Annotated in this window: 17 protein-coding genes and 1 tRNA gene; 7 read left to right on the plus strand and 11 right to left on the minus strand. The window is 54.3% G+C overall.

Going from position 1 to position 20,718, the window contains the following annotated elements:
- The first annotated feature begins 25 nt into the window (after positions 1-25).
- On the plus strand, positions 26-1,555 hold the full coding sequence (locus SADFL11_RS08210; RefSeq protein ID WP_208981169.1) for a sensor domain-containing diguanylate cyclase: 1,530 nt from the start codon (positions 26-28) through the stop codon (positions 1,553-1,555).
- Between the two features lie 75 nt (positions 1,556-1,630).
- Here SADFL11_RS08210 and gor read toward each other — a convergent pair whose 3' ends face one another.
- From gor to rpiA, 3 genes are all read right to left on the minus strand, one after another.
- Positions 1,631-3,007, minus strand: a complete 1,377-nt coding sequence (gene gor / locus SADFL11_RS08215) for a glutathione-disulfide reductase (RefSeq protein ID WP_008190763.1) — start codon at positions 3,005-3,007, stop codon at positions 1,631-1,633.
- A 234-nt stretch (positions 3,008-3,241) separates the two neighbouring features.
- Positions 3,242-3,754 (minus strand): DUF2059 domain-containing protein, encoded by a 513-nt coding sequence (locus SADFL11_RS08220; RefSeq protein ID WP_209002770.1) that lies wholly within the window; start codon positions 3,752-3,754, stop codon positions 3,242-3,244.
- 51 nt (positions 3,755-3,805) lie between these two features.
- A complete protein-coding gene (rpiA, locus tag SADFL11_RS08225; protein ID WP_008190030.1) occupies positions 3,806-4,504 on the minus strand; it encodes a ribose-5-phosphate isomerase RpiA in 699 nt (232 codons plus the stop codon).
- Positions 4,505-4,744: 240 nt separating this feature from the next.
- Here rpiA and SADFL11_RS08230 point away from each other — a divergent pair, with 240 nt between their 5' ends.
- The 4 genes from SADFL11_RS08230 to SADFL11_RS08245 all read left to right on the plus strand — a co-directional run bounded on the left by SADFL11_RS08230 (position 4,745) and on the right by SADFL11_RS08245 (position 9,499).
- The gene (locus tag SADFL11_RS08230) at positions 4,745-6,514 is read left to right on the plus strand and encodes a methyl-accepting chemotaxis protein (RefSeq protein WP_134852955.1); all 1,770 of its coding nucleotides are present in this window, start codon (positions 4,745-4,747) and stop codon (positions 6,512-6,514) included.
- 125 nt (positions 6,515-6,639) lie between these two features.
- Positions 6,640-7,302: a phosphoglycolate phosphatase gene (gene gph, locus SADFL11_RS08235; RefSeq protein WP_040451826.1), complete on the plus strand. Its 663-nt coding sequence runs from the start codon at positions 6,640-6,642 to the stop codon at positions 7,300-7,302.
- Between the two features lie 86 nt (positions 7,303-7,388).
- A tRNA-Val gene (locus SADFL11_RS08240) sits at positions 7,389-7,460 on the plus strand.
- Between the two features lie 185 nt (positions 7,461-7,645).
- Positions 7,646-9,499: a tetratricopeptide repeat protein gene (locus SADFL11_RS08245; RefSeq protein ID WP_008189670.1), complete on the plus strand. Its 1,854-nt coding sequence runs from the start codon at positions 7,646-7,648 to the stop codon at positions 9,497-9,499.
- An 8-nt stretch (positions 9,500-9,507) separates the two neighbouring features.
- On the opposite strand, the gene SADFL11_RS08250 is transcribed toward SADFL11_RS08245, so the two are convergent.
- The 5 genes from SADFL11_RS08250 to SADFL11_RS08270 form a co-directional block, all read right to left on the minus strand.
- On the minus strand, positions 9,508-10,386 hold the full coding sequence (locus SADFL11_RS08250; protein ID WP_040453275.1) for a class I SAM-dependent methyltransferase: 879 nt from the start codon (positions 10,384-10,386) through the stop codon (positions 9,508-9,510).
- Positions 10,387-10,408: 22 nt separating this feature from the next.
- The gene (locus SADFL11_RS08255; RefSeq protein WP_008193344.1) at positions 10,409-11,098 is read right to left on the minus strand and encodes an acylneuraminate cytidylyltransferase family protein; all 690 of its coding nucleotides are present in this window, start codon (positions 11,096-11,098) and stop codon (positions 10,409-10,411) included.
- Between the two features lie 21 nt (positions 11,099-11,119).
- Positions 11,120-12,151: a GDP-mannose 4,6-dehydratase gene (locus SADFL11_RS08260; protein WP_008196271.1), complete on the minus strand. Its 1,032-nt coding sequence runs from the start codon at positions 12,149-12,151 to the stop codon at positions 11,120-11,122.
- Positions 12,144-13,967: an N-acetylneuraminate synthase family protein gene (locus SADFL11_RS08265; RefSeq protein ID WP_008188926.1), complete on the minus strand. Its 1,824-nt coding sequence runs from the start codon at positions 13,965-13,967 to the stop codon at positions 12,144-12,146. Before SADFL11_RS08265 ends, SADFL11_RS08260 begins: the two co-directional genes overlap by 8 nt.
- Positions 13,968-14,229: 262 nt before the next feature.
- Positions 14,230-15,042: a ferredoxin--NADP reductase gene (locus SADFL11_RS08270; protein WP_008194694.1), complete on the minus strand. Its 813-nt coding sequence runs from the start codon at positions 15,040-15,042 to the stop codon at positions 14,230-14,232.
- 458 nt (positions 15,043-15,500) lie between these two features.
- Here SADFL11_RS08270 and SADFL11_RS08275 point away from each other — a divergent pair, with 458 nt between their 5' ends.
- A complete protein-coding gene (locus SADFL11_RS08275) occupies positions 15,501-16,535 on the plus strand; it encodes a GlxA family transcriptional regulator (protein ID WP_040451824.1) in 1,035 nt (344 codons plus the stop codon).
- Between the two features lie 73 nt (positions 16,536-16,608).
- Here SADFL11_RS08275 and SADFL11_RS08280 read toward each other — a convergent pair whose 3' ends face one another.
- The 3 genes from SADFL11_RS08280 to SADFL11_RS08290 form a co-directional block, all read right to left on the minus strand.
- On the minus strand, positions 16,609-17,382 hold the full coding sequence (locus tag SADFL11_RS08280; RefSeq protein WP_008194320.1) for a substrate-binding periplasmic protein: 774 nt from the start codon (positions 17,380-17,382) through the stop codon (positions 16,609-16,611).
- Between the two features lie 231 nt (positions 17,383-17,613).
- On the minus strand, positions 17,614-18,369 hold the full coding sequence (locus tag SADFL11_RS08285; protein WP_008189961.1) for a sulfite exporter TauE/SafE family protein: 756 nt from the start codon (positions 18,367-18,369) through the stop codon (positions 17,614-17,616).
- A 29-nt stretch (positions 18,370-18,398) separates the two neighbouring features.
- Positions 18,399-19,238, minus strand: coding sequence for a substrate-binding periplasmic protein (locus SADFL11_RS08290; protein WP_040451823.1), 840 nt, complete (start codon positions 19,236-19,238; stop codon positions 18,399-18,401).
- A 156-nt stretch (positions 19,239-19,394) separates the two neighbouring features.
- Between SADFL11_RS08290 and SADFL11_RS08295 the strand changes: the two genes are divergently transcribed.
- Positions 19,395-20,606, plus strand: coding sequence for a winged helix-turn-helix domain-containing protein (locus SADFL11_RS08295; RefSeq protein WP_008193307.1), 1,212 nt, complete (start codon positions 19,395-19,397; stop codon positions 20,604-20,606).
- Positions 20,607-20,718: the final 112 nt, after the last annotated feature.

Raw genomic sequence — 20,718 nt, forward strand, 5'->3', positions numbered from 1 at the left:
ACGGCGAAGGTGGGAAGAACAGACGTTGGCTGAATTTCGGCGGAGATACTCCGACAGATCGGACAGTAAGTCCCGTATCCGCATCTCAAGACTTGCCTTTCTTCTGGCAGCTCTTTTGATCGCGGTTACATCGGTATCGCTGGTATTCGTTGGCTTTGTCGCTTCTCATGCTTCCACACAGCAGGCCATTGCCAACGAAGAACGCCTTTTCCGCAATGCACTGCAGGAGCGGCTCCGGGACATTGTCCGTGAACAACGTACCGTAACTGTTTCCGATGAAACGGTTCGCAAACTGGTCCGGACGTTCGATCCGGTCTATGCCCGCCAGCACTTTCACGCGCTTTGGTCCCGGTACCGGCACAACAAGGTCATCCTGATCTCCGGAAACAATCAGGTTCTGGCCGAGTCATTCCAGGACTACACCCACATAACGAAACGCCCGTCGAGTGAGACGCCTGCACTGGCCCCTGTCATCCGCAAGACGCAGGCACTGTTCGCGGCCAATCGTGTCCGCGTGCCCGGCGGTTTTGGCCACCGGTCGCTTCAAGGCCTGGATACAGATCAATATGCACTGATGGGCGTCATTCGGCTCGATGGAAAACCGGCACTCTTCTCCGCGATGCCAATCATGCCCGATGAGTACACCGCTACCCTGCCGGACGGTGGGCCGACCTTGATGATCTCGGTGAAATACATTGACGACACGCTGCTGGAACGCCTGAACTCGCAGTTGAATTTCGCCCGGCTCCGTTTTGAGCCCAAGGCATTTGAGCCAGAGGATGGCCCTTCGCATCTGGTCACAAGCGAGGAAGGCGTGGATGTCGGCTCTTTCCGATGGGAAAGCCAGACCGTCATCGATTCGATCTGGCCGACGGTCATTCCGGTCATTGCAATGCTCAGCCTGACTTTGGGAGCGCTTGCGTTCGGGATTGCCTGGCGGATCGGCCAACTGACCCGGTCACTTCAAAAAAGCGAGGAGCAGAACCGCTACCTTGCCCTTCACGATAATCTGTCAGGCCTCGCAAACCGGCTGCAGTTCAACCGGGTGCTTGAAACTTCAACAGCCGATCTGCCGAACAAGCGCTTCGCTGTCTTGCATTGCGACCTCGATAAATTCAAAGCGGTCAACGACACCTATGGACATGCTGCCGGCGACACCGTGATCAAGATCATGGCCAAACGGCTCAACGAAGTTGTCGGCAAGCCGGGACTGGTTTGCCGGATCGGCGGCGACGAATTCATGGTGATCTACCGCGGAGGCACAAGCCGCAAGGACTTGGACACCCTTTGCCGCGCGTTGATCAACAAGGCGCTCTTGCCCATTCAGATCGAAGGCGGCAATACGGCGCATGTCGGATTGAGTATCGGCGTAGCCGTTGCGCCGGCGGATGGCACCGAACCGGAAGACCTGGTCGCCCGTTCTGATGCTGCGCTCTACCGGGCAAAGGATCGCGGACGCGGAGTGCACGCTTTCTACGAAGATCTTTTGAAGGACACCTTCATCCAGGAAGATGACGCTTCAGCGAATACCGGATTGTCCTCACTCAGCGCCTGATGTTTGCATAAACAAAGAAAAGCCGCCGCAAATGCTTGCGGCGGCTTTCCAGGGGTGGCATCAGCGGTTTCGTTATCAGCCGCGCAGGCGTTCTGTTGGCTCGCGCATTGTCACGAGCTCTTCCGCAGCGGTCGGGTGCACCGCGATCGTTCTGTCAAAGTCAGCTTTGGTTGCGCCCATCTCAAGCGTTATTCCAAGGACTTGTGCAAGCTCACCAGCGTCCGGACCAACAATGTGCACCCCAAGCACTTTCTGGCTGTCCGCATCGACGATCATCTTCATGAGCATCTTTTCATCCCGGCCCGACAGCGTATGCTTCATCGGCCGGAAGCTGGACTTATAGATATCCAGGTTCGGCGTACGCTCCAGTGCTTGTTCCTGCGTCAGGCCAACCGTGCCCATTTCCGGCTGGGAAAACACGGCTGTCGCAATGAGGCTGTGATCCACCGTCCAGGGCTTGTTGCCAAAAACGGTGTCCGCAAACGCGTGCCCCTCCCGGATGGCAACCGGCGTCAGGTTGGCCCGGTTGGTCACATCGCCAACGGCATAGATAGACTCAATGTTGGTCCGGGAGTCCTTATTGACCTTGATCGCACCAACGGCATCGGTCTCAACGCCTGCTTTTTCCAATCCAAGGTCGCGGGTGTGCGGGTTGCGGCCAATCGCAAACATGATCTGGTCTGCAAGCATGTTTTCGCCGCCCTTGGTGCGCCCGATCAAGGAACCATCCGACTGCTTTTCGATGGACGAGAAGGTATCATTCAAGACAACCTTGATCCCCTTCTTTTCCATTTCCTCGCGCACAGTCCGGCGCAGATCCATGTCAAATCCACGCAGGATTTCAGGACCACGATAAATCAAAGTGGTATCCACACCGAGGCCGTTGAAGATTCCGGCAAACTCCACGGCGATGTAACCGCCGCCGGCCACCACCACGCGGTTCGGCAATTCGCTTAAGTGAAATGCTTCATTTGACGTGATGACGTGCTCACCGCCCGGCAAGCTGTTGTCGACATTTGGCGACGCTCCGACCGCAACTAGAATGTACTTCGCAGTGATCGTCTGACCCGTGGACAACAGACGAACGGTGTGGGCGTCTTCGATCAGGGCGCGGCTGTCATGGATTTCGACGCCGGTGTTGTCCAGGTTCCGCCGGTAGATCCCTTCCAGGCGCGTTATTTCCTGATCCTTTGCCGCGGTCAATTTGTCCCAGGCAAAACTTCGTTCGCCGACACTCCAGCCAAAGCCTTCCGCATCTTCAAACTCTTCAGAAAATTTGGACGCGTAGACGAATAGTTTTTTGGGAACACAGCCGCGGATCACACAGGTTCCGCCGTACCGGTATTCTTCAGCAATACCGACCCGAGCGCCATGTGTGGCTGCAATCCGGGCCGCACGAACGCCGCCGGAACCGCCACCGATCACAAACAGATCATAGTCAAAATCGCTCATTCAATGCCCCTCGGGATTTGGTATTCGAACGGCCAGCGGCCGCGGCCATGAAGCCCAGATAAGCTCTCAGTCCCTGTTCACAAGGCTTGGCCTTGATCAGCCTTGTGTCCTGAAACGCATACCTTGTTGCACAAAGGGCCGCTTTCGCGGCCCGGTTTGCAGACAGTGCGGGCAATTGCCCCGTCTCTAGATCTGAAACAGCATGCGCAATCTGATTGCTCACGCCGTCATCACTTATTGGTTTGTGGCCGCAGCGCTACGCTTGTCCAATTCTTCCTGCACCATCGAAACGATATCGACGCTCAACCGATCCTGCCAATCGCGGCTCGCTTCGACCGAAGCTGCAGTGATGTCGGCAACACTGTCGCGCAGCTTCATGCCGAGCGGCGTACGGTAAAACTCAGCCAACTGGATAAGCTCTTCCTCAGTAAATGCGATTGCCCAAATGCGGAAGATTCGCTCATTCAAAACGGCGCGGCGCGGTGCCAGCTCCAGCGCAACCTGCTCTACAATCTCAGCGATTTCCTCAGCTCGGGTCGGATCATTTTGCGTGAATGCGGAAAGCGTCTGCTCGGCCATAACGAACAGGATTGCGTCGAATGGCTCTAGGACTTTAGTTTCCAAGGCAACTGCTTTCGCAGCTTCCAAATGGCTTTCTGAAAAGTTGTCCTGAGCAACAGCACCGCCAGAGATCACGCCCCATGCCAACATGGCAAGCCCAACACCGGCAAACTTCACTGATTTCATTTCCTTGACTCCTTGGCGGTTTTCCGGAGTTCGTCCGGCAACCAAAATTCGCTACATCGACGCAGGTGTAATCGTCTTTACCCCATCTTCCCCGGCCACGTAAGCCTTGGAGGCAAGATTGAGGAAAAGACCATGCTCAACAACGCCCGGGATCTTTACCAGAGCCTGTGCAAGCGTTTCAGGGTCTTCGATCTTCAGAAGATGGGCGTCAAAGATGTGATGCCCGCCATCTGTGACAAAAGGATGCTCCCCGGCCATTCTCAGCTGAAGGTTTTGAGGCAAACCCATTTCCCTTAACAGCGCTAGGATGGCCCGCCGCGTTGCTTCCTGACCAAACGGCACAACTTCAATCGGCAACGGAAATTGCCCCAGCGTATCAACGTTCTTAGTGCCATCGGCGATGACGATCATTTTGCCGGAAGCTGCTGCGACAATCTTTTCCCTCAGCAAAGCTCCGCCGCCGCCCTTGATCAAGGCGAGGTTGGCATCCAGCTCATCCGCACCGTCCACTGTCAGATCCAGCTCGGGCAACTCTTCCAAGGTGGTGAGTTTTATTCCCAAACTGGCGGCAAGCTCTGCTGTGCGCTCAGATGTCGGAACGCCGATCACGTCCAGTCCGTCTGCGACACGCTTTGCAAGGGCGTGAACGAAGAACTCTGCAGTCGATCCTGTGCCGATACCAAGGCGCATGCCGGAGATGACATCCTCTGCTGCGCGCTCGGCTGCCTGCTGTTTCAGGTTATCGCTCATTCCTCACCCTTTCTGGCCTCTGCGTTGCTGGTTAGCGCCGCATTTCCAGCGCCCGCCCTCCAATCAGTTCAGATGGCCGCGCGGTCCTTAACATGTCAGGCAAGCAGCGGTCCAGATGGTTTCCAGTTTTCAACGAACAACGCCACTTGCCAACAAAATGGGCATAGTTAACGTAAGGTTCAGACCCTTCTGGAAATATTGCCGAATTGAATCGCAAAACACTCTATAAGGGCGCGACAAATGTTCGGTGTTAAGATGCGGCGGAAGACTTCTCCTGGTGAAGTCGACTTGGTGCCTGAAGACACTCAAGGACATGAAAATCAATCCTCAGATGGCAGCAGCGAAACTGAGAATACATCCAGCGGCTTGAGCCGTGCCCTCGACAGTCTGGAAGATGACCTTCAGGTCGCGGCGAAAAGCATTGATGCTGCGGCAACCAAAGTGCAGGACCGCTTGGTGGAGCAGGCCAGCACCCTGGGATCCATCATCTCTGAGAGCCAGGTTCTGACCGATCAAGCAGCAAAAGCCAACGATAATGTGGGCGAGCTGACGCATTCCATTCAAGAACTCTCCGCCTCCAGCGCACAAATCGGCTCGCAGGTCAGTGTGTCGAATGATTTAGCGGTTGAGGCCCGCGATATCGCCGACCAGGCCAATCAAGGTGTTCTAGAGCTTAAAAACGCAATCGAAGATATCGCAAATGTTGTTGGTCTCATCTCCGACATTGCAAAGCAGACCAACCTTCTGGCTCTAAATGCGACCATTGAGGCGGCACGCGCCGGGGACGCCGGCAAGGGGTTTGCCGTGGTCGCCGGCGAGGTGAAATCGCTCTCCGTGGAAACGCAATCTGCCACTGAGCAGATCGCTGCCAATATCACCAAGCTGAACCAGTCCGCTGAAATGAGTATTGGATCTGTCGGCCGGATCATTGATGTGATCGGCCAAATCCGTCCAAGTTTTGCGGCAGTCGAACAAGCGGTGCAGGCACAGGTCGAAACGACCGAAACAGTGAGCCGGCAAGCCGAGGATACCAAAAGCTTCGTTCAGGATGTCGTACGCCACGTCGACCGGATCAACGCCTCTGCCGCCGAAGCTGAGCAAAGTGGTACGCTGGTTCGCGATGCCGGTGACAGTATGAGCGCCAGCACCAAGGCCCTCCAGGCCCGTTTTGCCATGATGATCCGGCAGACGGATGTTGGTGACCGGAGGGTTGATGATCGACTGCCGCTGAAACTGTCGGGAACAGCAACCAGTGGAAATGTCACGATGCGGATCGAAACGCGTGACATTTCCATGGGCGGCGTTTTGTTCATTACCGACGCGGACACCGTCCCGCACACAGGCGCTGTACTGCGTCTTGACTTGAATGGGATCGGCTCGACAGAAGCAAAGGTTGTAAATGTTTCAGATGGCGGATGCCATTGCGCCTTTACATCTTCGGCAGGGGCTTTCAGGACCGCGCTCGAACAACGCATAACATCCCTGAAACAAGGCTTCGCCAAGCAGATTGAAACCGCGCAATCTGGTGCGGCGCGGGTCGCCTCGGCAATGGAGCACATGATAGAAAATGGTGCATTGTCTCTGGACGCTCTCTTTGACACGAACTACAGGCCGATAGAAGGCACCGACCCTCTTCAGGTCTCAACGAGGGCGCTTAGCTCCCTGGAACGCGCACTGCCGGATATCCAGGAAGAGATACTGAAGAACAGCTCCGGCATGGCATTTTGCGCAGCTGTCGACCGCAACGGCTACCTTCCGGTTCACAACCTCATCTTCTCAAAACCGCAAAAACCGGATGACCCCGCCTGGAACACTGCCAACTGCCGGAACAAACTGATCTTTGATGATCGGGCCGGCTTGAGCGCTGCCCGCAATATGCGGCCTTACCTTGTCCAGTCCTATCCAAGAGACATGGGCGGCGGAAACATCATCTGGATGCAGGAAATTGATGCACCTATCCTGGTGCAGGGGCGCCATTGGGGTGGTTTCCGCACGGCCTATAAGCTTTGATGACTAACAGCCTTTCAACGCTTTGATTGCCAGCTCAAAGTTCAGCCTCCAATCGCTCGCTGGATCTTGCGGGAAGCCACAAAGATCGCTAGGCAGAACCCTGATTTCTAGTAGCTGAGGGTTTCATGTCTGTACTTGTGTTCGATCTGGACGGCACTCTGGTGTCTTCCATGGAAGATCTTGTTGCGACCTTGAATGCGGTTCTGGAAAAAGCCGGACATGGAACTGTTCCTCAGGACAAGGTCGCCAACATGGTTGGCATGGGAGCCAAGGTGCTTTTGCAGCGCGGTTTGGACTACCTTGAAATTGAATGGTCGGATGAGACGATCATACCGCTATATGAAGACTTCCTGGACTACTACGCTGCCAACATCGCTGTTCACACACGGCCGTTCGATGGCGTTATTCCGGCGCTACAGCGTTTCCGTGCCGATGGCTGGAAGCTGGCGGTTTGCACCAACAAGACCGAGCGCCTCACCCTGCCCTTGCTTGCTGCGCTCAATATGACAGATCACTTCGATGCGGTGGTCGGAGGCGATACGTTCTCCGTTTCCAAGCCCCATGCAGAGCCGGTGCTGGGTGCCATTCAACGCGCTGGCGGCACCCTGGAGGGCTCGATCATGATCGGCGACAGTGTAACCGACATCAACGCTGCCCGCGCCGCGGGCATTCCCGTGGTCGCCGTTGATTTTGGGTATACGCCAGTGCCGGTCACAGAACTCGGCCCAGACCGCATCATTTCCCATTTTGACGAACTTGCGGATGCAGTCGACGGCCTCCGAACCTGACACGATGACTAAAGCCGGGAGAAGGCTAAGCAGCCCTTGTCTTTCCCAAAATCGCTAGATGGAGACCAGTTTACATTCTATGTTGCGGGTTACTAGCCCAGCGGGAGAGCGTTCCGGTCACGACGGAAAGGATACTGGTTCAATCCCAGTTTCGCCCACCGCGCCGCGGCTTTGTACGCCTGTCTTCGTAGCCTACTCTTGCCTGCTTCATCTGCGCTCGCTCTTCGCCGCTCTCGAAACCAAGGCAATCCCCAAGGGAAATGCCCAGTTTCATCAGCACAACTGTCACATTTTTCACAGCCTGCTAATCTGGGATGATTGATTCCCGATGAGGCTGAAAACGATGGCAACGCAAACAGCGCCCAATACCATTCGAGACAGACTGCTGAAGGGCATCGCTCTGCAACAGGCCGGCGAATTCGAAAAAGCCCAGCGCATCTACAAACAAGCGGTCAAAAAAGCTCCAAACAACGCAGATGCTGTCCACCTTCTCGGGGTGACATACCGCCAACTCGGCTATCCAACACGCGCGCTTGAATACATCCAGAAAGCAATTGCGCTCAACCCGAACCAATCCGTGTTCTATGCGAATCTGGCACGCGCGATGATGGATATGGGTTCGGATGTCGACAGCTTGCTGGCCGTTTGTAACAAGGCTCTGTCACTGAACCCGCTAGAACGCGAAGCGCGCAATATAAAGGGCATTGCGCTCACCAAGAAGAAAGAATTTGAAGAAGCGGAGCTGATCTTCCAGAGCCTTATCGTTGAAGACCCGGAATACAAAGACGCCTATCGCAACTTCGGCACACTTCTGATGGACGCCGACCGCGCCAATCACGCAGTCAATTTCTATATCAAGGCAGTTATGCTGGAGCCGGACAATCCGGAAAACTATCTTCTGCGCGCGCGCGCCCGCCTCAAACTCAAACAATACGAACCAAGCCAATACGAGCTTACAGAGGCCCTTGAGCGCTTTCCGGACAATGCCGACGTAAAACACGAAGCGGCGCGTCTTCTATTCTCGATGAATGAATCGAATTTGGCTGTCTTCTACGCCAAACAAGCCCATGAAGCCGATCCAAGGGACTATCACAAGGGTGTCACCTATGGGGTGAACCTGTTGATGCATGGAGATCACAAGGAAGCCCTCAGGATCATGAAAAAGGCCAAGAAGTCCGCACCACCGAGCAATCGAACGGTAGACTGGAACCTGGCCCTCGCCTACCTGGCAAACGGTGACCTCAAAAACGGCTGGGAACTGCATTCGGCGCGCTTTGAAGATCCCGCTGCACAAATACTTCGGCGTACATTCGAAATCCCGGAGTGGAAGGGCGAAGATATCTCAGACAAGACTATTCTTGTTTGGGCAGACCAAGGGCTCGGCGACGCACTCAAAGCGGGAACAATGTTACCTGAACTCATCGCAAGAGCTGGCAAGGTGATTGTCGAGCTGTCGGAAAAGGGGGCTAAATTCACCCAGTATTGTTTCCCCGAGGCAGAGTCTCGGCTGGCACAAATGGACAGTGACAACTTCCAAACGGCTTTTGATTACGATCTGCACGTTAACATTGGTGAGTTGGTAAAATTTTTCAGACCCACAATTGAATCGTTCAAGACTGCACCCTGTCCAGTCTACTCATTTGAAAAAGACCGGGCAGTCGAATACCTCAAACGCCTGAAGGGTAATGAAGACAAACCCGTGATCGGTTTTTCCTGGCGCTCCAAGAACCTCGCCGTGAACAGGGCCAGATACTATTTATCGGCGCCCGGAATTGCTCCCCTACTGGAATCAAGAGACGCAATTTTTGTGAATCTCCAGTACGCAGCTCTGGAAAAGGAAATCAACTTCCTTAAAGAGCGCGCCGGTGACCGCTTCATCGACCTGGAAGACGTCGATTTGTTCGACGATCTGCTGGGGGCAGCAGCACTAACGGCTGCCTGTGATTTCGTTGTATCGGCCAATACCAGCGTGGCCGATATAGCCGGCATTCTGGACGTACCGGCAATCCGTTTTGGTCAGCAGGAACCGCCGCTTCTGCTGGGCCAGAAAAATCCGCCCTGGTATCCTTCTATGACTTACATGCACCCCTACACGGACAAGGCGTGTGCGGAATTCGTACCGGAAATCATCAAGGAAATGGACCGTCAGCTGGAAAACTGGACGCCTGAGCGCCGGAACAAGCGGCTCGGCCTATAAGTCAGCACCTACACAGGTTTTCGGACGATAGCGACCAATGTGTCGGTGGCATCGATCCGGTTAAGAGCCGCTTCATAGGAAATTCCGAGATCTGCCGTGTCAATCGCCGCAAGTGTGCTTTTGTGTCCACCGGGACGCCCTTTGGACAGCCAACCCAAATGGTTTGACAGCGGATACCTCTGAACACCTTCAATGACGATCTTTGCAAAACCTGATGCTGCCAATAGCCGTTTCAAGCTGTCCCGGGTATGGAGAACAAGATGCTGGCTCCACAAGGTAAACGCTTTGAACTCGTCGCAATTCAGTTGGTTCAGCAAAACATCACCGGCGTGCGGCACCTCAGCGACCATAACGCCGCCTGGTTTCAGGACACGAAAGAGCTCTTGTAAAATCGGAGCGGGTTCGGGAAGATGTTCCAGGACATGAAAACTCAGGGCGCTGTCCATTGAACTGTCCGGCAGAGCCGCCAAGGATTTGTGGCACAGTATCCCGCCAGCGTTCAGGGCCGTGACATAATCCTCCTGCAATTCCACACCGCAACAGCTCTGAGCTTCGTTGCAAACGGAATGGAGAAAGGCACCGTCACCGCAGCCAAATTCGACGATGTGCTTTCCGGTCACGAAGGGACGGTAGGCCTCAACACGCCGTGACGCATCTACGGTGACTTCATAGTCCCGTTTGCCAATCAAGGCTTCATTTGATTGCCGGTAGTCACCCTCTTGATAGACTTCGTCACCGCCATAAAAGCCATCAATATAGATCACTCCCGAAAGCTGATCGCGATATACAATGACATCCTCACGATCACGGGTGCGCGTCGCAAAGACCTCCTGCGTCTCCTTACTGGCGACGCCCAGTTCCGCCAACGTGTCATAAATACTTGCCATCAGCTGTTCTCCAGCAGACCGTTCAGGACTGGTGTCCTGCAGCCCTTGCATAAGCTTCCAGTGCCAACCAATCCCGTGGGGTATCCAGATCGATCTCGATCGCATCCGGCAGAACGACAGGGATACTGCGCCCGAAGAACCTCACGCCCTCGGGCACGAAACCATCCTTGCGAAGTGCGTATATCGCACCTGTTTCCCTAAACTCTCTTGGACGGTCCTGACGGCGCTGACGCGGTTTGCTGGCATCATGATTGATCCCCCTCCCCGTTCCGTCGGCCTCGATCTGCCACAGAAAAGCATGCACCTCGACAACAGAAAATGCCGTATCCGCGTCCATTTCCGCACGAGCCGTCACGACCTGATCGATCTCCTCAGATGTCGTCAATGGCGAGGTACACTGCAAGAAAACAACCGTGTCCGCCGCTTGGCATGCATCATTTTCAGAAATTGCATGCAGGACCGCGCTTTCAGAAGAGGCTTCATCCCCCGAGATATCTGCCGGTCGCTTCAAGGCTGCAGCTCCGTACTCACGGGCAACGCTTAGGATTGCGTCGTCGTCGCTTGAGACGATGACATCAGAGATCGTTTTTGCACCCAGCGCTGCTTTGATGGCGTGAGCGACCAACGGGACCCCAAGGAAAGGCTTGATGTTCTTACCCGGAATACCCTTGGATCCACCTCTTGCGGGGATTATCGCAGCGACCCTTTCCATGCTTCGACCTCCAGATTTACCTCAAAGGCCGGGCGTATTGAGTGCCGCTTTCTTCAGATCGTAAATCGCCATCCGGCGGGCAATCTCGGGCGCCAGGATTTCAGGTTTCCATCCAAGCATTTCCTGAGCCTTGGCATTGTCACCGCGTAGATACACCACGTCGGACGCACGGAAATACCGTGGGTCGACATAGGCAATCAGCTTGCCCGTCTTCCGGTCGTAGCACTTTTCTTCCAGGCCCTCGCCTTCCGAATGAAGATCAAAGCCGACTTCCTGCGCTGCCATGAACAGGAAATCGCGGACCGTGTATTCCGTGTTGGTCGAGATCACGAAATCGTCCGGCTGGTCATGCTCCAGCATCTTGATCATCATGTCCGTGTACTCAGGCGCATATCCCCAATCGCGCACACTGCTCAGGTTTCCGAGCGGCAGCGCGTCTTTACCCTGGAGTTTGATTTCTGCAAGCCAGCTTGTGATTTTGCGTGTAACAAACTCCAATCCACGCAACTCGGATTCATGATTGAACAAGATCCCTGAGGTCGCGAACATGTCATACGCTTGCCGGTAGTTGACCACCAGAGAATGCGCCCCCAGTTTTGAAATAGCGTAGGGACTGAGCGGATTGAACGGCGTTTTTTCAGTCTGCGGCTTCTCCAGAACGTCGCCATACATCTCAGACGTGGAGGCCTGATAGAGTTTTGTATCCAGCTTCAAGATGCGCATGGCTTCAAGGATGTTCAGCACACCCATGTAGTTCACGTCAGAGGTGTAATGCGGAAACTGGAAACTGTCGGCAACGAAACTTTGCGCTGCAAGATTATAGATCTGATCCGGTCTGATCTCGTTCAAGACATTCTGAACATTGGCAAATTCGGTCACTTCCAAAGTGCAGTAGTTGATCTTGTCCCGGATGCCGAGTTCATTCAGACGGCCGGTCTTGGAGGTGCTGCCCCGGCGCATCGCTCCATAGACTTCATGCCCTTTTTCCAGAAGGCCACGCGCCAGAAATGCTCCATCCTGACCGGAAATCCCGGTAATCAGCACCTTAGCCATTTTTTTCTCCTAACTGCCGGATAGCCTTGTCAAAGCCATCACCCTCAGACAGGTGCCCCTGCCAGATTTCCAGAACTTTGCGGCCTGGTCCGTTAATATATTGCGTTGGGTCTCCAAGATCCCCTTCGCCAAACTCAATGCCCTCGCCGTCAATTCCCACTGCATCCGCAATGTGGATATGCCTGGAGAGCGGCATAAGCCTTGCGCACCAAACGGCCCAATCCGCTTTTGAGTAGTTCGCGGACAGGATCAAGTGGGACAAGTCCAGGCACAGCTCCATGCCGATGGACGTGATGATATCAATGTCATCCTCACCGCAGAACATGTCGAGGACTTCGGCACCGCCGAAGTACCAGGCAATTCGCGGGAGCCACTGCGGATAAATGGGAGCTCCACGATCACGGCCAGCCTTGAGAAGAGATGCATGTAACCGGTCATAGGTCGCAGCCTTGCCCGCCGGAAGGATCCGGGAAAAGCTGCCCACGATCGGAACACTTGCCCCTGAGTGCCGCTCAAGCTCCAGAGCCAAATCAACACAGGTTTCGATTACTTTCAGGCTTCGGCTTTGGGTGTCGGCATCCGCAGCCAATGGGTCGATCAGAGTTTTGCTATCAATGTAGTCCGGAATGTGAATTGAGTAATGGCGGTTCAGATCCAAACCCGCCAACCCGTCATCCATGGATGCGCCAAACTTTGCAACTTCTTCGTAGGACAGATGAAGTTCGTTGTTTTTGATTGGAAACCGCGATTGGAGCACGGCGGCATCGTGCAGACGAATTGGTATGGACAGCTGCTTCTCGTCGCAGAACCCGACCAATTCGGACTCAAGCGGCGGTTTCGGTTCGGTGAAATGCAGTTCTGAAATGGCAACCCCCTCAGCCACTGGCCGCCGAATGTTTGTAAGCTGCCGTTTTTGCAGTTCAGACCAGGTCAGTCCTTTCCGGGGTGCTTTTACAACGACATTGACCTCGCTCAGTGTCTCGCCTGGCTCAATCGCGCGGCTGGCATACAATGATGATCCAAGGTTCTGCATGTTTATACGTTCACCTTGATTGATCTCCCGTTTTCCAGATCCTTGGACTGTGGAATAGGCATTGAGCAGCCGGCACATGCGAATGAACTCCGCCGGGTCAGAAGATGAACTGTCATCAATGCCCTTGCCGTTCTTGTCCATCGTCAAATGGCGTTCAAACACCGTCGCGCCGTTCCCAGCGGCAACAAGGCAAACTTCCCAATCCTGGTCGTGGCTCGAATAGCCAATTTCCGCATCGGTCTTTTGCTTCAGCGCTTCAATGAATTTCATCTGCTGGTTTCCGAGCAGAACGGGGTAGTTCGAAATGCAATGGAGGTAGCAAACATCAGGCACATGGCGCGTAGAGTCTATGGCGCGAAAGATATCCTCTTCGGTGTGCCCACCTGTACTTAAGATCAAAGGCTTGCCAAGCGACGCCATTGAACTCACAAGATCGTTGTTCATGAGTTCAGCTGACGGGACCTTGAAAAAATCAAATGTATTCAGCTGATCCCCGAAATTACCGGCATCTTCAAACTTGAAGAAACTGATGCCGGCGGCCAACCCTTTGTTCTTGATGTATTGAGCCAGCGCCAGGATGTCTTCAGGTGGAATGTAACTGTCATCAATCTCTTTGCTCAGGATCTCATCGCCAATCTCGCTCACAGCCTGGTAGAACCCGGCCTGACCGCGATACTGAAATTTTACCCCCCAGGCACCCGCGGAGGCGGCAACATCGATAAGCTGTTCAGCGACTTGCGATGACCCGCGATGGTTGATACCGAGTTCGGCAATAATCTTCATCCGTCCCTATCCCAACCCGGAATTGATCTTTTGCGCGCCTACTCAAAACCCGCAGCGCATTTACAAAGGTTATTGCATGCAGAACGCCGTGGATATTGAACGGCCTCGCGTTGGGGGAACCGTCCACAGCTTAACTAAGCATTTGCAGGGGTTTGACTGCATAAGAGGTAAATGCACCGCAGAGATTGACTTCCTGAGCCAGGCAAAGAAATAGGCCGGGTCGCCCCGGCCTTTGTGATTCTCAGTCAGTGAAAAAAGCCCGTTAGCCGACGAAAGCGCGTTCGACAACGAACTCTGCAGGCTTGTTGTTGGCGCCTTCGGTGAGGCCCGCTTCTTCCAGCAGCGCCTTGGTATCGCGCAACATGTCCATGGAGCCGCAGATCATGCCCCGGTCAATCGCCGGATCAAGCGGCGGAACGCCGAGGTCTTCAAAAAGCTTGCCCGACTGGATCAGATCGGTGATCCGGCCTTGGCGCGGAAAGTCTTCCCGGGTGACCGAGGTGTAGTGAACCAGCTTGTCTTTTGCGAACTCACCGATCAACGGGTCATTGAGTGTTTCCTGAACAAGGTCCTCACCATATTTCAGTTCAGCAACTTCCCGGCAGGTGTGGGTCAGGATCACCTGATCGAACTTCTCATAGGTGTCCGGATCCCGGATCAGGCTGGCAAACGGCGCAATCCCGGTACCCGTTGAGAACATATAGACCCGCTTGCCCGGAACGAGCGCATCGTTGACCAATGTGCCCGTCGGTTTCTTTTTCATAAGAACCGCATCACCGGGCTGGATCTTTTGAAGATGAGATGTGAGCGGCCCATCCGGCACCTTGATGGAGAAGAACTCCAGCTCTTCATCCCAGGCCGGGCTTGCGATCGAGTACGCGCGGTAGAGCGGCTTGCCGTCGATCATCAGACCGATCATCACAAACTCGCCGGAACGGAACCGGAAGCTGGACGGCCGGGTCATCCGGAAGCGGAACAGCCGGTCGGTATAGTGCTGGACAGTCTTGACCTCTTCCACGAAGACACCGGCTGGTGCGGCGTCTGCGAGATCTGCGGGTTTGGCAAGTACGTTCATATTTGATCGATCCGTGGGTCTTGGCACATGCAACTAAAGCCCGTGTACCACCAAGTGCGCCTTGACTTGAAGCAACATGGGACCACGAAAACCGCTTTCGGCAAAAAAAACATCCAAAAATGCATTGTAACGCGGTTTATCGCTGGCGCCGGCAATGCTCTGCGGGCTTAGAAACTGCAGCCTTCCTAGTCTGACCGTCAAAGTAATACCGCAGCGCAACATATCTATTTCCGACACACGACAAGACCAACCTTGTATTGCCGCTCAGCTTCTGGGCAGATGACGGCCAAAAATTGACCAATGCGATCAAACCTCAAGCAATACCCGTGGATGGTTTACGACGAAATCACGAACATTCGTCTTCATGTCGGATTTTATTTGACAGCCAAGTCAAAAACCAACAACTTACTGCAATCAAAAGATAAGCTTCAATAATACCTTCCAATGAGGCAAAGTAAATGTCCGGACGCGCGCACGACGACAGCTGTCAAAAAATAGCATTCGTGATCATGGACCGTTTCTCCATGAATGCATTCGCGAGTGTCATCGAACCACTACGAATAGCAAACCGGATGCTCGGCAGGGACTATTACGTTTGGGAAACTTATTCCCTTGACGGGAATCCAGTCGTTGCGAGCAATGGATGCGAAGTTTCCGTAAAAAAATCTATTCGCGACCTTGGCGATGCAGACATTACACTTTTGTGTACTGGCGTCGATGTCGAGCGCTTGCCTCTTGATCCGGAACTCGGCAACAAGCTGCGGCGTCTCAATGCCCTCGGCCGGACGTTCGGCGCCATCTGCACCGGCGCGTATTTGCTGGCGCGTTACAATCTTCTCGATGGCCGCCGCTGCACGATCCACTGGGAGAACCTCCGCTCCTTGCGCGAAGAATTCCCGGACGTCGAAGTGACCTCAGATATTTTCTCGATTGATCGAAACTGCATTACCTGCGCAGGCGGCATGGCGTCACTGGACATGATCCTGCGCTTGATTGCCATTCAGCATGGTGCCTACCTTGCGCACGAAGTGGCCGAGGTTGCGCTCTATCAGAACATGCGGTCCGGCGAATCCGCCCAGCGTCACGACATTGAAGCCCGGACTGGGATTTCAAATGCCAAGATCCTCGACGCTATCCGGATTATGGATCTGCATATTGAAGACCCGCTCAGCTGCCAGCAGCTCGCAATGACGGTGAACTTGTCTCCTCGTCAGCTGGAGCGGTTGTTCCGCCGGCACTTCAACTGCACGCCAGGCCAGTACTATTTGCGTTTGCGTCTTGAGACTGCACGCGATTTGTTGCGGCGCACGAGCCGTCCGGTTCTGGACGTTGCGCTTGCTTGCGGCTTTGCCTCCACGTCTCACTTCACAAAGTGCTACCGGGAACGCTTCTTGTGCACCCCGACAGAAGAACGCCAGTCCTATCAATGGGCCAACACCAAACCAACATCGAATGTTGGCACGGCGACCCCCATGCGCCTTGTCGCGAAGTAAATACGGCCATTCTGATCTGCAAACGCCGCTCCGACCGGGGCGGCGTTTTTATTCAAAACCAGAGGTATGGTCTTTATTGTCCTGGTCGTCGATAGTCTGACAGGACAGTCTCTATCCATCCTTCGGCCCGAAGCTTCCTGAGCTGTTCTTCGAAGCGATCAAAAAGATGCGCGCAAGTCGACGTCTTGGAAAATAGAATATGCACTCCATTGGAGACCACAGGCCAATTCAGGTCGATTAACTGATCCGCCCCGTCGGCTTCCTCAATGATTTTCAAACCGTGAAAACGGCCGAGGACTGCATAATCCGCGTTTTCATTCAGCAACATCCCGAGCATATCGCGTCTGAATTCTGTAGGGACAGGAGCGATTTCCTGCATCGTCAGTTTCTCGCGCGCATATTCATCGAAGTCTTCACCATAGGAGCCACCAAAAGGCCTGATTCCCAACCGGCCTTCAAGATCTGCCCATTTCGACAGGGGGAATTCCTTGCCTTTCAAAACAAATATGGCCACTTCGTCATCCAGCACTCTGGAAGAGTACTGAAATTTCTCTGCACGCTCTTTTGTCCAATATGCGCCTAGAACAGCATCAAGACTGCCGTTTTCCAATTGAACAAGCTGGCGCTTGAAAGGTGTTATGGGTCTGAAATCGACATCAATGCCGATGCGCCGCGCAATTTCGACCACCGTTTTCGGCAGGACCCCGGATGCCAACCCCGTATTGGTTGACCGCCTCATCACCGGATACCAATCCACTGTCCCATTCACCCGGATTGTATCGCAGCGTTCCGCGGCTTGAGCGGTTCCCTGTCCACCAGCAAGCATCAAAAATGCCGTCAGCAGCACACCCGGCAAGCGAAAAATCCAGGTCCAACGCCTCCAACGGGTATTACGTTTTGGGCACATGTATCCTGGGTATTGGACCATACATACCGTTCCTCAATCCTACCGACCTTTATTAAACCTGAGCGCCAGACAAATACATGGCTTGCCCAACAATCTGCGCATCCATTCCTAAAATACACAAAACACAACTTCTGAAAACAAGCGGGTTGCATTAACGCTGAAACAGGGAGTTCAACCCATTACGCGCCAGAGGCCCAAAGGCACCAGATAGACCCCAAGGCATAGAAGTGCACCAAGGAATGCACGGCGGAACCCGGCGTCTGACAAGCGCCCCCGCAAGCGCTGGCCCATAAAAACACCGGCAAGGGCTGGAACCGTCAGGAGCAGAGACTGGACTGCCCCCTCAAATTCGAGAAGACCAAAGCCGCCCAGCGCCAACGCCAGCATGACCGTTGCAGACAAGAACAACAGCCCCATGGCCTGTACCAATTCGTCCCGATCAAGGCCCAAGGCCTGAAGGTACATCACTCCCGGGACTGTATAAGCCCCCGTCAACCCTGAAAAAATCCCGTTCAACGCCCCAAGTACCACACCGATGGGCCGTTCCCATTCCGATGGGATGTGCAATCGAAGACCTGCGAGCATCGGCACTGCATAAGCAATCATCAAGGCACCCAGGACCAAATCCGGCACGCCTTTTGGAGCCGTCGTCAGAATGAACGTTCCAAGTATCAGCGTTGCAGAGGCAGCAGCGAGAAACGGCCATAGCCGTTTGGCAAGTGCCTTCAGGTGCCCCCCGTAAACCGCTTGCCAGAGGTTGGTCAGGAAAGTGGGCCAAAGGATCAGGACAATGGCCGCTTCAACCCCGACGAACACAGTCATCAAACCGAGGCTGATTGCCGGCAGGCCCATGCCGACGGTCCCCTTGACCACACCCGCCAGAACAAAAACGGCTGTTGCGATCAGATAGAGCTCAGGGCTGTTCATCTAAAGACGGCCCGGCCTGGTTCGGATTGTCATTCTGCTACTGTGTCCGCGGAGGGGGCGGTGTTCTTAAAGCCGCCAGCGGTGTCAAATCCGGTTTGAAACTCGTCCAAGAAACCGGCTTGCAGCTGTTCATCAATCACCGCGTTGAATTCCGGAAGAAGAGTCACACAGGGCGACTCCTTTGAAAAGATGAAATGCACCGACCGGCGCGCAGCTGTCCAGGGCACATCTTCAATCTGGCCGTCGAACCCAAACGTGGATACCGCCTTTTTTCCGTAACTGCGGGACATCAAGATGTAATCGAACCTGCCATCCGTCAGCATTTCCAGATCACCGGCAATATCATCAAGCGACTGGCTATCGATGACAAGGTTGTCGGCAGCGAATTTGTTATTGTCTTCGCCGAGGTGGACGCCGTAAGGCGCGCGTCCGCGCAATCCAATGAGGCCATCCAGACCGTCAGGCTTCGCTTTCATCCCTGCCCGTATAAAAACGGTCACCTCATCTTCTTGAACCGGATGGCTGAGTTCAAACTTGGTTTGACGCTCTGCTGATAGATAGGCGCCCGCAAGAACATCAATGCTGCCGTGTTCCAAGAGCGCAAACAGCCGGTTCCACGGCAGGTCCGGCCCATATTCACTCCTGACAGGCACCGTCTTGGAGACGTGATGTATTATCGCCGGGAAAATGCCCTTCATTTCACCAAGCTCAGGTGTTCTCCAGGAAAAGGGCCGCCATTCATTGGCGCCATTCACCTTCAGAACGTCGCAACTTGAATATGCAGGGCCGCCAGCGAACAGAACTCCACTAAACACAACAAGAAATGCGAAAAGCTCCCCGCGCCTGCGTGGTTTTATACTTTGCCCCATTTTAATTGCATACTCCCCAGCCACACCAATAACACGAACAGTGCCCACACAGCTTACGATAGGTCAAGTAAAATTGCCAAGGGCTGGCAAAACCCTCTTAGCCAAGTGAGCTGAAAACGGGTTTTATTACCGATGTTTGGAGTGTTAGATAATGTCATGATGAGTGCAGCCACCCCGATTATTGACAATACAACCGCACGCCGCCTTTTTCTGGATCGCCATGGTCTTGCGGCCCTTTCAGGCCGTGCAACCACCGACAGAGTAAACGAAACAATTTCCGCCCTTGGCTTTGTACAAGTTGACAGCATCAACACGGTTTCCCGCGCCCATCACATGATCCTTTCCTCCCGGCTTCCGGGCTACAAGGAAACGCATCTCAAACGGCTGCTAGAGAAAGACCGTCATCTCTTCGAACACTGGACCCATGATGCCTCGGTAATACCAACGTCCTCTTTTCCCCATTGGCGGCTGCGCTTTGATCGTGATCGGGCAAAGCTGATCGGGCGCTGGCGCAACTGGCGGCAAAACGGTTTTGAAGAAAAGTTCAACGAGGTCCTGAAACAGGTTTCTGACCACGGACCTGTTTCTTCTTCGACGGTGGGGGAAGATGAGGCGCGCAGCAAAGGCGGCTGGTGGAACTGGCATCCATCGAAAACAGCACTCGAGTTTTTGTGGCGGACGGGTGAGCTGTCTGTCTGCCACCGGCGCGGATTTCAGAAAATCTACGACCTGACCGAACGTGTCATTCCGCAAGCGCATTTGGCACAGCGTTTCGACTTGGAAGAGACAATCGACTGGGCAGCTCGGTCGGCCCTGGACCGGCTGGGATTTGCAACATCCGGTGAAATTGCCGCGTTCTGGGATCTGATCACGCCGGCAGAGGCAAAAACGTGGTGCGAAGCGAAGCTTGCAAGCGGCGAAATCATTGAGACCCTCACCGAAGGCGCCGACGGCTCCCTTCGAAAAAGCTTCCTAATGCCGGAAACGCTGGCAACACTGGACAAACTGTCACCTCTGCCCCCAAGGGTGCGTATTCTCTCGCCTTTTGATCCGGCCTTGCGGGACCGCAAGCGCGCAGAACGCTTGTTCGGCTTTCATTACCGGATCGAAGTCTTCGTTCCCGAACCGAAGCGGCAATACGGCTATTACGTCTTCCCCGTTCTGGAGGGAAACAGCTTGATTGGCCGGATTGATATGAAGGCCTACCGCGCCGATGACCGACTGCATGTCAGAGCGTTTTGGCCGGAGGTAAAGACCCGGATGGGTAAGGGCCGGGTTGGAAAACTGGAAAGCGAAATCGATCGGATTGCAAGGTTCGCGGACTGCGGATCTGTTAGCTTTGAGCCAGACTGGCTGCGAGTTCCTTAAAGCGCTCGGTTGAACTTCCTGCGACCAAAGCCGCATGACGCTTTGCCGCACAATTTTGGCTGGTGCCAGGATGTTTTTAATCTCATTATTTCGAATGTTCGAATTATCCAAT

It is taken from the genome of Roseibium alexandrii DFL-11 (assembly GCF_000158095.2).
Lineage (GTDB): Bacteria > Pseudomonadota > Alphaproteobacteria > Rhizobiales > Stappiaceae > Roseibium > Roseibium alexandrii.